This window comes from Marinobacter sp. S6332 (assembly GCF_023016045.1).
Classification (GTDB): Bacteria; Pseudomonadota; Gammaproteobacteria; order Pseudomonadales; family Oleiphilaceae; genus Marinobacter.
The window spans coordinates 250270-265288 of the sequence record NZ_JALKAP010000005.1 but is presented as its reverse complement, the minus strand read 5'-3'; the positions used below and the strand labels follow the sequence as shown (position 1 = coordinate 265288).

The window sequence follows — 15019 nt, the reverse complement described above, 5'->3', positions numbered from 1 at the left end:
TTACAATTCCATTAGCAGGCGACATACTGTCACCAAAAAGACAAAGTACGGTGGTAATGGATAACGCCATAATATGTCGAAATAAAGTGTAAAGCGCTGACAGGATTGAAATACCAATGCATTCGACCTACAAACAAGAACACTTCGTTTCCACCCCTGCCGGTGGCATCTATGTAAAGAGCTGGTTGCCTGAGGCAAGCCCCCAGACGTCAACCATGGCGCCTGTTGTGCTGTTTCATGACTCGCTAGGAAGCGTGGAGCTTTGGCGTGATTTCCCAGAACAGCTTGCGCTGTCTCTTGGCCGAAAAGTGATCGCATACGACCGGCCCGGTTTCGGGCGCTCGTATATCCGAACGGAAAAACTGGAAACCGATTTCATTCTTAATGAAGCCAGCGGCCCATTTGCAGCAATTCGCTCAGAGCTAGGTATAGAAGAGTTCATTGCCTTAGGACATAGCGTGGGTGGCGCCATGGCTGCGGTGTGTGCAGCCTCCTTTCCGGAGCAATGCGCTGCGCTTATTACCGAAGCGGCTCAAGCATTTGTTGAGGACCGAACTGTCGAAGGTATCCGAGAGGCAAAACAGGCTTTTGCGCAAGATGGCCAGATAGATAGATTAAGAAAGTATCACGGCGAAAAAGCGGAGTGGGTGCTGGGGGCATGGACGGATACGTGGCTCTCCGAGGAGTTCCAACATTGGACTATGAAAGAAGTCCTAACAAAAGTGCGCTGCCCTGTTCTTGCCATCCACGGCGAAGATGACGAATTTGGTTCAGGCGTCCACCCCGAGCTTTACACCTCACTGCCTGCAGGGCCTTGTGTTATGGAGCTTCTAAAGGATTGCGGGCATGTTCCACACAGGGAAAAGCCGGACGTTGTGACGGCAGTGATTGAGAGGTTTTGTCGAGAGTATGTGAGCTGAGAAAGCTCTCAATTAAGTTCTATAAATTACAAAGGCCCGCATGCGCGGGCCTTTGTATTGAAGCAAATTATTACTTACTGCGCTTCACTATAGTACTTACGCTTAGCAGCTGTTGCAGCCGGATTGGCCATAGAGTTCAGACTGAACCCTGAAACTGAGAACCTTTCCCCTTCGTCTTCACGCCATTGTTGTACTGGATCAAGACGAACATTACCTGCTCCATCTACAACAAGATCTGCTACGGCCCACCAGTCCGAAACACTACCTTGTGCGTTTTGCGGAGAGAAGATTTGTGTCTGACCACCAATTGAAAACTCAACGCGCGCAGGTGAGTTGGCTATCGTGCCACTGCCAGAGAACAAGTGCACAAGGTAGCGATAGCGTCCGGCGAACGGGAAGCTTGGAATCGTTACAACTTCAGGGCCGAAGCTTGTAACGTCATCCACATCTAATTCAATAGTGGTGTCACCAACAGTCACAATCTGATTGTAATACGCGACATGGAAGTCACGAGTATCTGACTCGTCTGAAGGTCCAAGTAGATGGGAGTCTAGGTCACTCGGATTTTGTCCCCAAGTGAGCGTGATTGAAACCGCTGACTCAGACAGAACTAGATCGTTTTCCAAGGCTGTATTGCCGGAACCGACTTCAACTTCACGAGTATTCGATGTGGTATTTCGGTACGCTGAAATCAATATCTCCGAGTTTGCCCGGACAGGTAACGAGAAAGAACCATCAGCCCGAGTGAGAACTGTATTCATTCCGATATAGTCGTATCCCTGAGCCCGAACCTCAGCGCCAGCCACAGGATTGCCCGCGCCATCAACGACACGCCCAGTTACATCCACGGGCGTATACACATCAACCGTATTCCATGTTGTGAAATGCGTTACAGTGCCCTCGTAATAGCCACCGGCCAACGAGGCTTCGCCCTCTTGAACCCAATCTCCGGTTGTTTCATCAAACCATGCCAGAGGAACAGAGGCAGGGGCGTTGCTTGAATTGATGCCGTCGGCCAACGGAATTCTAATCGTTACAGGAGTGCCACTATTAAGCTGCAGTGGGTTTCCACTTTCATCTGTGAAGTCAAAAGTAACAGCACCAAACGTGGTTAAAAGCCCCGGTTGGCCATTCTCATCCAGAATGGTGTAGGCCCCTGGGATAATAGACGGATCACTCGCCGGATTAAGGATAGTGACTTGACCATTTACGGTACCGGTGTAGGGCGTACCGTTAGTTCCGAATGCATTTGCTGGCAGAACTGCAATATCCGGGCGCCCTTCTACTTCCAAAGAAGCTCCGGTGTCGCCTGCGAATGTGGTGGTGAGCTGAGCCGGGAGCAATGAAAGCTCAAGGCTGTCATTATCGGCATCTGCTGCAGTGGAAGTGACAAGCGAGTTGGAGCCAAATCCTGTAGCGCGGCCAGATAGTGTCGCTCTTCCGGCCTGTTCCGGTGCATCAAAGCTGAATGCGCCTCCGTCGCCCGAGGTTACACGCAGGGGTTCATCAAGCCCCGAGGCGTTTAGCGTAACCAAAGCCCCTGCAATAGGCTCACCTGTGTAGTAGTTGCGCACAACACCTGAAATACCAGAATCCTGATCATCAGGACCGGAAACGTCGGGGGAAGAGCTAGACGAGGAAGAACCGCCACAACCTGCTAAAGCTGATGACAGTACGGCAGCAGAAAACAGATATAACGTTTTGTATTGTTTCATAATCCCTTTCCTTCGGAATATTTATTCGTCAACGTTGTTTAACATGCCAGCAATAACCGTGCTTAGATCAGTATAAAGTGGCTTACCGCATTTTCAATAAATAAATAAATCAGCTTATTTCCTAGTATATCTCATTCCAAAGCGAGCATGTCTCAGCAAGTAGAAATGAACTTAGCTTTTATCAATAATCTTGGCCTGTTGATTATCTAAAAGCTCCTCCAAACCCATATACTCGCACTCTTTATTAGCAATAAAGCTATCTGCGGAGTCTATCAATATGTTGTCGTCCCGCATAAACCGTCGGCCCAGCAAAACCGGGTAGGAGAAGTTACCCCGGTCCGTCAGTGAGAACTGGGTTTGGTGATGGGTTCCGGCAATGCAAAAATCCATCATCACAACGTAACGTCTTTGGGAAGGGGCGCCTTTACGCTTTATTAGTACAGTCCGCACCACCGGCCGCTCTAGCTCAAGAATAATCTCTTCTTGGTTAATGCTGCTTTCATCGTCCACAGGGTGATCTTTGTGGTCTGCCAGAGGGATTTGAAACTTCACCCATTTCTGGTCGTCTTGCTTGAACTCTTCCACGTTCACCGCATGCAACGATGAGGTTTTGGCGCCGGTATCCAGCCGGGCTTTGAGCCGCAAGCCAGTATCATTCATCACGACCCATTCAACAAACCCTAGGGTTTCGGGAATCGGAGGTTCGTCTTTAGGTGCTGGTTCTGCCAAAACCGCAGTTGGCATAACAAGCGCCGTACCGAGTGCGAAGGCTGCGGCGCGGGAAAAAGGGGCCAGAAACTTCATTCAATTACTCCTGCAAATTCCTGTAAATCAGGGAAAAACGATAAAAAGTGCTCTTCCAGTTGTGAATGTAATGGGCGAATTTCTTCGATCATGCCGGCGAACGAATTCTGGAATCGAATACGTGCCGCCACCCGATCTAACGCGTAACCGATGTTGTCGAGGTCGCGATAGGAGCCGAACCAATCGTGGGATACCAAATGCCGCGTTGTTTTACTCATAGTGGGTGACATCAAGCTCTCATTGCTCTGCAGCTCCGCATACACCGTTCTTATAAAGGCATTTTGATCGGTGTTTGTGAATTCACTCCAATGCTGTAATAGAAAGTGATCATATAAAACGTCCAGAGCAACGCCCGCAAACCGGCGACGTTGCGCAGAGAACAGCCGCTTGCTGGCGAGCACGTCCGGATGCCTGTCAGTAAAGCTGTCGACGGCCAAATGGTGGCGAACGCCAAGTCTTACGGAAGGTGGAAGCGCCGACACGTCTATCCCTCGGGTAAAATCTCCAAGCATGCTCCCCACACGCGCCTCTGGCGAGTCGGGAGCAAGAAAAAGATGGGCGAGGTGGTTCAACGTGACTGTCCTGTTTAGGTTCCATGGCTGACTGCTAATCAGATTGCATGAATCGACTTGGCTTTGCTATATGTATACTCGCAATAGCTTGCTTGCTGACGGCATTTTAATGCCCAGTTAATCAAGCCACAGCCCGCGAGTTTCCTTGCGGATGAGTTCTCTCACAGGTATTCTGGCGCACTCTCTCGGTTCAGCTAGCTCGGGCATCCATTGAGAAACCTCTACCCTGTTATTTTTATTGTAAGCCTTATGTTTGTGCTGCTAAGCATATTCATGACGCTGCCGGTGTTTCTGTTGCTCGGTTCTGACGCGCCGAATGCGCTGTCGTTTGTAGAATCTGCAGCTATCGTATTGGCTATTGGGCTGCTTGGTATAGTCTCCACTTATCGCAAGCCCCGAGATTTGAAACCACGGTATATGTTCGTACTTACCGTGTCGTCCTGGTTCATCATCGCCCTGCTCTCCGCTCTACCTTTTTACCTCAGTGACGACGGCATTTCTGCTGCAGATGCATTCTTCGAGGGTGCTTCAGGCATTACCACCACAGGCGCTACGGTATTCAGTGGTTTGGATAATATGGATAGAGACCTACTCCTCTGGCGCTCGATTCTGCAGTGGATAGGCGGGATTGGGATAATCGGCATGTTCGTTGCCGTTCTGCCGTTTCTCCGTGTTGGCGGAATGAGGTTGTTTGCTACTGAGTCGTCAGAGTGGACAGACAAAGCTCTACCGAGAATGAAAACACTGAGTCGCGGCCTACTCTTCGTTTACATCATTTTTTCTACCATAGCGGTCGTCACTTACTGGCTTTCAGGCATGACGCTGTTTGATGCCTTCAATCACGGCTTAACCAGCATCGCCACAGGTGGCTTTTCCACATCGGATCTGAGCATGGGTAAGTTCAATGATTTGATTCTGATGGAAGCGTCTTTCTTTATGATGATTGGCAGCTTGCCGTTCTTCCTTTTCGTGCGAGAGCTTCATGGACAGCGCGGCGTGCTGTTCAGAGACCAACAAGTTAGGCTGTTTTTAACCATACTTCTGGTGGTGCCAGCGCTACTCACACTGTACCGCTGGTCGGTGTCGCCGGTGCCTTTTGACCCGCTGCACAACTATGTGGCTACCTTGTTTAACGTTACCTCAGTGGTGACAACAACCGGCTATGCGTCAGAGGACTACTCAGCTTGGGGGCCGCTGGCGTTCGTGCTGTTTTTCTTTTTAATGTTTATTGGCGGGTGTTCCGGGTCAACGTCAGGGGGGATGAAGATTTTCCGCTTCCAGCTCTCGCTGATTGTGCTTCGGGAGCAGATGATTCGCTTGTTGCACCCACGCGCTGTGCTAACCCGCAACTACAACGGTCGCGCGGTCAGTGACGACATAATTGCATCGATGATCGCTTACACGTTTATTTTTCTGCTGTGCCTTTTATTGATCACCGTTTCATTGGCAGCCATGCAACTGGACTTTATAACGTCTTTGTCAGGTGCGCTCACGGCTCTCACCAACGTCGGCCCGGGACTTGGCGATATCATAGGCCCTGCGGGGAACTTTGGCCCCCTACCCGACCCCGCCAAGTGGATTTTGGCTGTTGGCATGCTAATGGGGCGACTGGAGATTCTAAGCGTAGTGATTGTACTTTCACCGGCATTTTGGCGAAGTTAAAAATGCCGGTGAACTGATCTCTAATGCCTATCTATAGAGCGTGCTTGCGGATAAAGCGCCCGATTTCCTGAACCTCCTCCAAGCAAACACTGTGCTCCATCGGGAAAGTCATATAATCTGGCTCATAGCCCATTTCTTTAAGGGTTTCTACACTGCGCACGCCAAGCGCCTCGGGAACCATGGGATCGAATGTTCCGTGGTAGATGTTGATGGGTATACCCGCATTCGCCTCAGAAGGCTGCACGGTATTTGCCGTGGCGAAGTAGGTAGAAAGCGCCAAGATCCCCGCCAAGCGTTTCGGATAGGCCAGTCCTAACTCATAGGCAACTGCCCCACCTTGCGAAAACCCTGCAATCACAATGTTTTCAGATGGAATACCCCTCTCAATTTCCCGTTCGATGAGCTTACCCACGGCGCGCGCTGAATCCATCAACTGTTCCGTATCTACAACCCGGTCAATATCCATGGCTTTGATGTCATACCAAGCGGGCATGCTCATACCGCCATTGATGGTGACAGGCAGGTTGGGCGCATGCGGGAATATGAAACGCACGGCCGCATCGTCTGGCAGGCCAAGTTCCGGCACTACCGGCTCAAAATCGTGGCCACTGGCGCCGAGTCCATGCAACCAGATAACGGAAGCTGTCGGATTAGCTCGAGTTTCCAGCTCAATATACTGAAGATCCTGCACGCAGTACCTCATTTATTTCAAAGGGAGTTTGTCCGGGCTAGCCCGGCGTGTGTAGCTTGGTGTTTGCATCCAGTGCGGTTTGAACCGGGTTGGCATACATGTCCAATAGATAGGAACGGATAGCAGGATCACAAGCTGACAATCGCTTATCCATTTCCGCGCGAGCTGCCTGCACCTCTTCTTCAGTCCAATTCCCTGCAGTAACAACGGAGCTGCGAGCGGCATCAAAGCTCGTGGCATTTTCAGCATGCGAGCTTCGTGCTTCATAGGCTACAAGGTTTGATGCATGCAAGTGATAATTAGCGTGTATTTCGCTATCAACCAGCCCTGCAAGCTCTTTAGCATTCTCCGGAGAATCGGTAATAGGAGCTCCAAAATGGACGTGAACATGGCCCTTAAACTCGGTTAGGCCCTTCATTATTTGCTCGGTGTCTTCACCTTCTGCTTTTTTATAACTGCCGCAGCGGGCCTTGGTTTCTAATTCACGGGCTTTGTCTGCATCGCAGGGGTCATATTCGTAGGAAATAGAAACCGGAACGATGCGAAGTTTGTTCATGGCTTCGGCGAAGCTCAGCCCGCTCTTTTTGCAGCTCATGTAAAACATTTTTATGATCGCCGGGTCGGTATAGTCCAGACCGTCTTTCGCGCGCCCCTCACGCTGGGCAATCCAGATATTCTCGTCATTGGCGATGCTGTGATTGATAAAGCCGGAAAGCGTAAGGTATGCGTCGCGCATTTCCCGTGGGCTGGTCATGTCACGGCGAACGATAAAACTCTTATTAAGCCGCATCATTTCAGCGAACACGCGGTTGGCTAGCAAGTTGTCGCCAATCGCTATGCGGGTGGTGCGCAGATTGTTGTGGAACAACAGGTAATTCACCACCATGGGATCAAACACAATGTCTCTGTGGTTTGAGATAAACAGATAGGCACCCTGCTTGCCCAAATTCTCAATACCACTCGTAGTCACACGGGTGGTGGTGTTTTCGATCAGCTCACCAATATATCCCGAGAGGCCCGCCTGCAGGTCATCCACTTGGGTGAAGTGGCCGAAGCGTGTACTCAGCCAGCGGCGCGTTAGAAAACGCAAAGGGCCGGGAGCCCAACGAGCCAGCAGAGGCGACTTGAAGCGGCCGACCATGTCCAGAAATTCCTGATCGTTGACCAATCGTTTGATTGCTGGCCCGGTTTCTTCGTCCGAATAGGGACGGATGGCGTCAAATTCCTGCATGTATGCCCTGTTCTTATGTGAATAGCGGATATAGTGAGCCGAGAGACCTTAAATTAAAACCGCGATATTGTATCGGCTTTCCCTTAGTTTTGCCTCCCAAAACATAGCTTCCCCGGCCATTACTCCCTGCGAATCTGGTATGATCCGCTCCCTGATTTCACACCAGCTTCGCGATTGACCGGTTATTCTATGTATCCCGACCAGGACTTTGAACAGCTTTCTGCAGAGAGGCCTACCACCTCAGGCAAGAGCCCCGAACAGGTTTTGCACGAGGTGTTCGGATACGAATCCTTCCGGCCTTTGCAGGGGGAAATCATTCGTGAGGTGGTTTCGGGCGGCGATGCTCTGGTACTTATGCCCACGGGCGGCGGTAAATCGCTCTGTTATCAGGTTCCGGCTCTTGTTCGCCCGGGTACCGCAATTGTGATTTCACCGTTGATTGCCCTCATGCAGGATCAGGTTGCAGCTCTGCGTGAGTTAGATGTGTGCGCGGCGTTCCTGAATTCCACCATGGATTTTGAGCAAGCACGTGCTACGGAGTACGCACTAAGCACCGGCGACCTGGATTTGCTCTATTGTGCACCCGAGCGATTGATACAGCCCCGCACGCTCGAACTGCTGCGCGATGCCTCTATCTCGTTGTTTGCCATCGATGAAGCCCACTGCGTCTCCCAATGGGGGCACGACTTTCGCTCTGACTATCTGCAACTGGCGCTACTGGCTAACGAATTTCCCTCGATTCCCCGGATTGCGCTCACTGCAACTGCCGATGAACGTACCCGCAAAGAGATTGCTGAACGCCTTTCTCTCACTAACGCGCGACACTTTGTTAGCGGTTTTGATCGTCCGAATATCCAGTATCGTATTGCACCCAAAACGAATGCAAACAAACAATTGCTGGACTTTATTAAAGCAGAACATGAATCCCACTGTGGCATAGTCTATTGCCTATCCCGAAACAAGGTTGACGCTACGGCAAAGATGCTCGCGCAGAAAGGCTATACCGCACTGCCCTACCATGCAGGGCTTCCGGCAAATGACAGGGCTCGCAATCAGGAACGATTTTTACGGGAAGACGGCGTAATTATCGTTGCCACCATTGCCTTCGGTATGGGCATTGATAAGCCGGATGTGCGCTTTGTGGCGCATCTGGATCTGCCTAAAAGTCTGGAAGCCTACTATCAGGAAACTGGCCGTGCAGGCCGTGACGGCAAGCCTTCAACAGCGTGGATGGTTTACGGCCTCCAAGATGTCATCAAGCTAAGGCAGATGCTGGAAGCCTCTCAGGGTAACGACCACTTCAAACGTATCGAGCGGCAGAAGCTGGATGCCATGCTGGGCTTATGCGAAGTAACCAAATGCCGCCGACAAGTTTTACTCAACTACTTCGGAGACGAGTTAGAGGCGCCATGTGGGAACTGCGACACCTGCCTTAACCCACCTGAAACTTGGGATGGCACAGTTGCCGTGCAAAAAGCCCTGTCTTGTGTTTTCCGCACAGGCCAGCGGTTTGGCGTTACGCACCTAATTGACGTATTGCGCGGTTCAGAAAATGAACGTATTCAACAGCTGGGGCATAACCAAGTATCAACCTATGGCATAGGAACCGAACTTTCCGTTAACGAATGGAAGTCGGTCTTCCGTCAATTGGTGGCTAACGGCTATCTACGTGCCGACCCCGAAGGCTATGGGGCTTTGCAGCTTACCGAGCAATGCCGGCCATTGCTTAAAGGCGAACACAGGGTTGAACTGCGCAAAGATCCTGTGGTTAAAACGTCGTCAAGTCGCTCTTCAAGTAGTAGATCAAGCAACGCAGTGAAAGATCAGGTTACGGACCATGTGGGCTGGGACGCGTTGCGCGCGTGTCGCAAGCAGCTTGCTGAAAAACAAGGTGTGCCGCCCTACGTAATTTTCCACGACACTACCTTGTTTGACATGTTGGAACGTAAACCCCAAACCCTTGATGAACTTGCTGGCGTGAGCGGTGTGGGTGCTGCCAAGCTTGAGAAATACGGCGAGATTTTCCTCGCCGCCATTGCCGAGCTAGATCAAGCTTAAGGAATGCTCGAAGCATCGCTTTAGGCTTCGGGCTTAAATCCTTTCTTACGCACACGGTATTGTGCAATGGATGTGGCAACGTGATTGCCGTCCATATCTCTTAACACCCCCTCCAGCGCGAACTTTGCCCGACCGGTGGCATCTGCATCTGCAAGAATTCCTGCAACCTCCTCTGGCGACAGCTCAAACTCAACGGTGACATCCGAATTAGCTGGCTGCAGAAACTGAAGCGTCATTTCCTTCAAAATTGGTGTGTAAGCAGGACCAAGATCAAAAAGGGTCAAAACACCACCCGGAATTTCCGCGACTAAAAAATAGGCGCCAGCATACAAGCTGCCAAAGTGATTCTTATTTCCTTTGAGCTGAATGCGCGCTCTCACATAGCCCGGGCGAACTTCTTCTACGCTAAAGCGATTTCTAGGCGCGAAAGGAATCGAAAGCCCGATAAGACGGTTAACAGCCGCATAGCCCCCAGTTTTCTTTAACCACTCCAGAGGTTGCGCCAGAGTTGCCTTGGGATCTGTGGTGGAAATCCATTGTCCCGTTGCCCCGATAATGCTGTCAATAAAGGCCATTATTCCGCTCCTGTAATTTGATTGAGGCGGATGATTATAAAGTCCGGAGTATATCGCAACACTCTTTTACAATATTTTTGAAAGATTCACGGCTCACTCACCACTTTCTGATCTACAGTGTCTACATTGAATATCGACATAACGATATTGTAGCTAATCAATGGCTGTGAGAACGGATTCGGAAAACCGGCAATAGGAAAGCCGTCAAAAGGAATCAGATGGTGCCATACGCGTTCAGTTTTTCAATCAGTAACCGTGCGACATCCAAACTGATGGCTGTCGTAGGTCTCTGTTTAACACTCCTTGGCACCCTTTTCTGGGGCGACTTCGCTCACGGAAATTCGTTCGAAGGTTCTGGAGACACCGTTATAGCACCAGAAAAATCCCTAGCCTTTGCGAATTCGGTACACCCTCCTGCTCAAGATTATGTGTTGTGGTACCGAAATTATGACAGCCCTGCGATCTATGCTCTGGTGGCGCTAGCACTGGAGAAAACGCCAGAATATGGGGACTTCCGTATACTCCGGAGCGATGAGCTGAGCCAAGGGCGCGCCTTACGCGAGCTGGGGAGAGGTAATCATCGCTTGGTGGACATTGCTAACGTGGCGACAACTGCCGAGCGGGAGCAGTTTTTAACCCCGGTTCCGATTCCTGTGGACGGAGGACTGCTTGGGTTTCGCGTGTGCGTCGTCATGCCTGAAAACCTTCCGCTCTTTGATGAAATAAGCTCCCTTGCAGACCTTCGAGAAAGAGGCGTGAGAATCGGGCAAGGCGATCATTGGCCCGACACCTCAATTCTCAAAGAAAACGATATTCCGGTGATTACCCACTCCCGCTACGAAATATTGTTTGGAATGCTTAGAAAGCACCGATTCGACTGCTTTGCCAGAGGTGTGAGCGAGGTTGCAAATGACCTTAAACTTGAAAACGACCCGAAACTAACCATAGAGCCTGGCCTAGTCCTGGCCTACCCAATGCCTTCTTACCTGTTTGTTGCTCCAGATGATCAGGTAACTGCCCATCGTTTGCAACTGGGCTTGGAGCGTGCCATTCGTGATGGTAGCTTCGGCGTGTTCCTTGAGCAGTATTACGGAACTGCTGTCGCCAACCTGAATTTGGATAAGCGCAAAATCATTGTGTTGGAAAACCCCTTACTGAGCGAAGAGTCAGACAATATTGGGCGCCAAACACTGAATAATCTGCGCTGGCGCATCCAATTACTGAGCCGCTAACCCCGTTTTACACTCGGAAGCGAGATACGTTTCCATTCAGCGTCTGGCCTATCTGTTCGATATGTCCACTATAAACATCGTTTTCACTAGCGGCCGCTGCAGCTTCTTGCCCTTGATCTGCAATGCGGGTAATCGATGAGTTCAGTTCTTCAGTAACCGAGGTTTGCTCCTCTGAAGCGGTCGCAATTTGGGAGGTCATTTGGCTAATGGCTGTAATGGCTTCGGCGATTCGATTTAAGGAATCCATCGCATCTTGTGCTTTTTCCATACTGACGTTAGACACAGCTGTTGAGGCTTTCATTACATCTACCGCGTCGCTGGCGCCTTTTTGCAAGCGTTCAATCATGTTATTGATTTCTTCTGTGCTCGACTGAGTGCGCTGGGCAAGATTTCGAACCTCATCTGCAACCACTGCAAAGCCACGACCGGCATCCCCCGCTCGCGCAGCTTCGATAGCCGCGTTCAAGGCCAGCAGGTTAGTCTGCTCGGCAATACCCTGAATAACCTCAAGTACAGACGTTATTGAGGTAACATCTCTACCTAGCGCATCTATAACTTCTGTGGCCGCACTGACTTCGTGAGACAGCTTTTGCACGGCATCTCTGGATGCCGACACGGTTTCCAGCGAGGCTCTGCTATCGTCGTCGGCAGTATTGGCCGCATCAGCGGTTTGTTGAGCATTCTGCGCAATCTCGCTTGCAGCGGCCGACATTTCGTTAATCGCAGCGGCAACCATATCCACTTCCGCTTGCTGGCTCTCAACGCTACTACGACTAGTTTTTGCGGTATCTCTCAGTGCTTTTACGTTGGTGGCTAGCTCATTGCTGCCCTGCTGCACTTCTCGAACAACCTCGTGGATTTTCTCAACAAACTGATTAAAGCTTGCGGCCAGCTGGCCGAATTCGTCGCGGGCACTGTCGTCCAGACGCTGCGTTAGGTCTGCATCGTTCGAGCCAATATCCGCCATCGCCGCATTCAACCGACGAACTGGGGCCATTAGAGTGCGGATACCAAAGTGAAGAACAATTAGCGACACCAGAAGGCCGATAACGGCAATGACTGCGCCGGCCATTATGGCGCTACGAACCGGGGCGTGTATTTTGTCTTCATTCACGAAAGTGCCTAAATACCAGTCGACGCCGCGAGCGCTGCTGATGGAATGGAAGCTAGCACTCCATGGGATGTCATCCTGCTCATAGCTATGTTCGCCGCCTTTAAGCTTTGGTGCTTCACCCAGTAGGGAGCTGATGTTCTTTCCTATCAAGTTTTGATTCGGGTGGTACAGCACTGTGCCTTCATGACTGATGAGCGCGGCATAACCCGTGCCAGCCAGATTAATCACTGACAGCATGTCATCAATGGCTTTCAGCGTAATATCGGCTCCTGCAACCCCCTGATAAGAGCCCCGTTTTACGGGAGCAAGTGTGGAAATAATGAACTCGCCTGAGGCAGCGTCTAAATAGGGGGTAGTGATTGAAGAGCGACCAAGATCCATGGCCTTCTTGTACCAAGGGCGGGTACGCGGATCATAATCAGCTGGCAGTGTGTCGCTATCAGCCTGAGTTTTCATCAGCATATACCCATCGGTGCGGCCCACGTACACGTCCTTAAAGCCGCCGCCGGTAGAAATCGCCTGCAGCAGAGTACGTGCCTGCTCATCGTCTGCACTTGTTTCAAGGGCTTTAGCTGTTGCTTCCGTCATTACAAGCCGAGTGTTGAGCCATTCGGCGATGCTCGGCGTATTCTGTTCGGCAGTGTTTTCTATTAACGAGTCCACATAGGTTTGGGACGTATTCTGCAAACGTAGATTGCCCGAAATTGTGAAGGCAGCCATCACCAGAATGAGCAGAATACTGAAGGTGACCAACAGTTTTTGACCGAATGTAAGGTGCACGGCTAACTCCTGATTTTGTTTTAGTGGTTTACGGCTACCTGTGCGAACTCTTTAATTCCTTCTGATAAACTTGTGTCACAACCTCATTCCACTGCCATACAGGAGTTCCACTGAATGGCCCATGAAGAACTGCACTTAAACCTTCGAAACCTAACACTTGATGATTATAAACAACTTCAGGTTCTCATGGATCGTGTTTACGATGATATTGGCGGATCTTGGCCAAAAGACACCATAAAAGCGCTGGTTGAACAGTTCCCGGATGGACAAATCTGTATTGAAGACAACGGCCAGTTGGTTGCCGTCGCACTGACGGTATCCGTCAAATACGAGCGATTCAGTAATCCCCACACCTACGATGACCTGATCTTGCGCAACGAGCAGATCTGGCACAATCCAAAGGGCGACTCCCTCTATGGCCTGGATGTTTTCATTCATCCGGATTACCGCGGGTACCGGCTAGGTCGCCGACTGTATGAAGCACGCAAAGAGCTTTGCCGCTCGATCAATCTGCGGGCTATTCTTGCAGGTGGGCGCATCCCAGGTTACTTCAAATATTCAGATCAATACTCACCTGCAGAATACATTGACCGAGTTGATCGTAAAGACATCTACGATCCGATTCTGAGCTTTCAGCTGTCCAATGATTTTAAAGTTACGCGTTTGATGCACAAGTACCTGCCAGAGGATGAGAAATCTCTGGGGTATGCCACTCTGCTGGAATGGCGGAACATTCTATACACACCACCTTCCTCTGTACTGAACGAGAAAAAGACTCAGGTTCGCATGGGGGCGGTGCAATGGCAGATGCGTGAGTTTGCCTCAGTCGAGGAAGTGCTGGAGCAAGTTGAGTACTTCGTGGACGCGCTTTCAGATTACAAAAGCGACTTTGCGCTCTTCCCGGAATTCTTCAATGCACCGCTAATGGGCCTAACGGATCAGGTGGATCAAACCCGCGCCATTCGCTTTCTTGCCGGCTTCACCCAACAGTTCCGGGACCGCATGTCTGACATGGCGGTAAGCTACAACATCAATATTGTGACCGGCTCTATGCCTTTGCTGGAGAATGACAGGGTCTACAACGTATCCTACCTTTGTCATCGCGATGGCCGGGTAGACGAACAACGTAAAATTCACATTACACCCCACGAACGTCGTGATTGGGTTGTAGAAGGCGGTGACAAGTTTGAGGTGTTCGATACAGATTCGGGGCGCGTCGCGATTCTAATTTGCTATGACATCGAATTTCCGGAGTTGGGCCGAATTGCTGCCTCCAAAGAAGTTGATATCATCTGCGTGCCCTTCTGGACTGATACCAAAAACGGCTACCTGAGGGTTCGGCATTGCGCACAGGCCCGGGCAATAGAAAACGAGTGCTATGTAGTGATCACAGGAAGTGTCGGGAACCTACCAAAAGTTGAGAACCTAGACGTACAGTACGCGCAATCGTCAGTGTTCTCACCGTCTGACTTTGCCTTCCCCCACGATGCCGTGATGGCCGAGACAACGCCGAATACAGAGATGATAATGTTTTCAGATATGGATCTGGAAAAACTCACTCTGGTTCGCAATGAGGGGTCCGTAACCAACCTTAAAGACCGAAGAGTTGATATGTATGAAATTATCACCCGTTAAGTGTTGAACAACGGTCTTAAAGGTTTATCG

General features: G+C 50.6%; 12 protein-coding genes. 5 read left to right on the top strand and 7 right to left on the bottom strand.

What is annotated here, in order from left to right; all coding sequences use genetic code 11:
• The first annotated feature begins 116 nt into the window (after nt 1-116).
• Nucleotides 117-920 (top strand): alpha/beta hydrolase, encoded by an 804-nt coding sequence (locus MWU62_RS09765; RefSeq protein WP_247114667.1) that lies wholly within the window; start codon nt 117-119, stop codon nt 918-920.
• 74 nt (nt 921-994) lie between these two features.
• On the opposite strand, the gene MWU62_RS09760 is transcribed toward MWU62_RS09765, so the two are convergent.
• The 3 genes from MWU62_RS09760 to MWU62_RS09750 all read right to left on the bottom strand — a co-directional run bounded on the left by MWU62_RS09760 (nt 995) and on the right by MWU62_RS09750 (nt 4011).
• Complete coding sequence (locus MWU62_RS09760; protein WP_247114666.1) at nt 995-2635, bottom strand: carboxypeptidase regulatory-like domain-containing protein; 1641 nt, start codon at nt 2633-2635, stop codon at nt 995-997.
• Nucleotides 2636-2806: 171 nt separating this feature from the next.
• Nucleotides 2807-3439 carry an ATP-dependent zinc protease gene (locus tag MWU62_RS09755; protein ID WP_247114665.1) on the bottom strand — a complete coding sequence of 211 codons (633 nt, stop codon included), beginning with the start codon at nt 3437-3439 and terminating at the stop codon, nt 2807-2809.
• Nucleotides 3436-4011 carry an ACP phosphodiesterase gene (locus MWU62_RS09750; RefSeq protein ID WP_247114664.1) on the bottom strand — a complete coding sequence of 192 codons (576 nt, stop codon included), beginning with the start codon at nt 4009-4011 and terminating at the stop codon, nt 3436-3438. Before MWU62_RS09750 ends, MWU62_RS09755 begins: the two co-directional genes overlap by 4 nt.
• A gap of 249 nt (nt 4012-4260) precedes the next feature.
• On the opposite strand from MWU62_RS09750, the gene MWU62_RS09745 reads away from it, so the two are divergent.
• Nucleotides 4261-5673 (top strand): TrkH family potassium uptake protein, encoded by a 1413-nt coding sequence (locus MWU62_RS09745; RefSeq protein WP_247114712.1) that lies wholly within the window; start codon nt 4261-4263, stop codon nt 5671-5673.
• 31 nt (nt 5674-5704) lie between these two features.
• Here the strand turns inward: MWU62_RS09745 and MWU62_RS09740 are convergent, their stop codons facing one another.
• Complete coding sequence (locus MWU62_RS09740) at nt 5705-6364, bottom strand: alpha/beta hydrolase (RefSeq protein WP_247114663.1); 660 nt, start codon at nt 6362-6364, stop codon at nt 5705-5707.
• Nucleotides 6365-6401: 37 nt separating this feature from the next.
• Nucleotides 6402-7595: a 1-acyl-sn-glycerol-3-phosphate acyltransferase gene (locus MWU62_RS09735; RefSeq protein ID WP_247114662.1), complete on the bottom strand. Its 1194-nt coding sequence runs from the start codon at nt 7593-7595 to the stop codon at nt 6402-6404.
• 189 nt (nt 7596-7784) lie between these two features.
• Here MWU62_RS09735 and recQ point away from each other — a divergent pair, with 189 nt between their 5' ends.
• Entirely contained in the window at nt 7785-9653 is a 1869-nt protein-coding gene (gene recQ / locus MWU62_RS09730; protein ID WP_247114661.1) for a DNA helicase RecQ, read from the top strand.
• 20 nt (nt 9654-9673) lie between these two features.
• Here the strand turns inward: recQ and MWU62_RS09725 are convergent, their stop codons facing one another.
• Entirely contained in the window at nt 9674-10228 is a 555-nt protein-coding gene (locus MWU62_RS09725; protein ID WP_247114660.1) for a DUF4442 domain-containing protein, read from the bottom strand.
• A 218-nt stretch (nt 10229-10446) separates the two neighbouring features.
• Here MWU62_RS09725 and MWU62_RS09720 point away from each other — a divergent pair, with 218 nt between their 5' ends.
• Nucleotides 10447-11460, top strand: a complete 1014-nt coding sequence (locus MWU62_RS09720) for a transporter substrate-binding domain-containing protein (protein ID WP_247114659.1) — start codon at nt 10447-10449, stop codon at nt 11458-11460.
• Nucleotides 11461-11467: 7 nt separating this feature from the next.
• Here MWU62_RS09720 and MWU62_RS09715 read toward each other — a convergent pair whose 3' ends face one another.
• Nucleotides 11468-13354, bottom strand: coding sequence for a methyl-accepting chemotaxis protein (locus tag MWU62_RS09715; RefSeq protein ID WP_247114658.1), 1887 nt, complete (start codon nt 13352-13354; stop codon nt 11468-11470).
• A 114-nt stretch (nt 13355-13468) separates the two neighbouring features.
• Between MWU62_RS09715 and MWU62_RS09710 the strand changes: the two genes are divergently transcribed.
• Nucleotides 13469-14989 (top strand): bifunctional GNAT family N-acetyltransferase/carbon-nitrogen hydrolase family protein, encoded by a 1521-nt coding sequence (locus tag MWU62_RS09710; RefSeq protein WP_247114657.1) that lies wholly within the window; start codon nt 13469-13471, stop codon nt 14987-14989.
• The last annotated feature ends 30 nt before the right edge of the window (nt 14990-15019 follow it).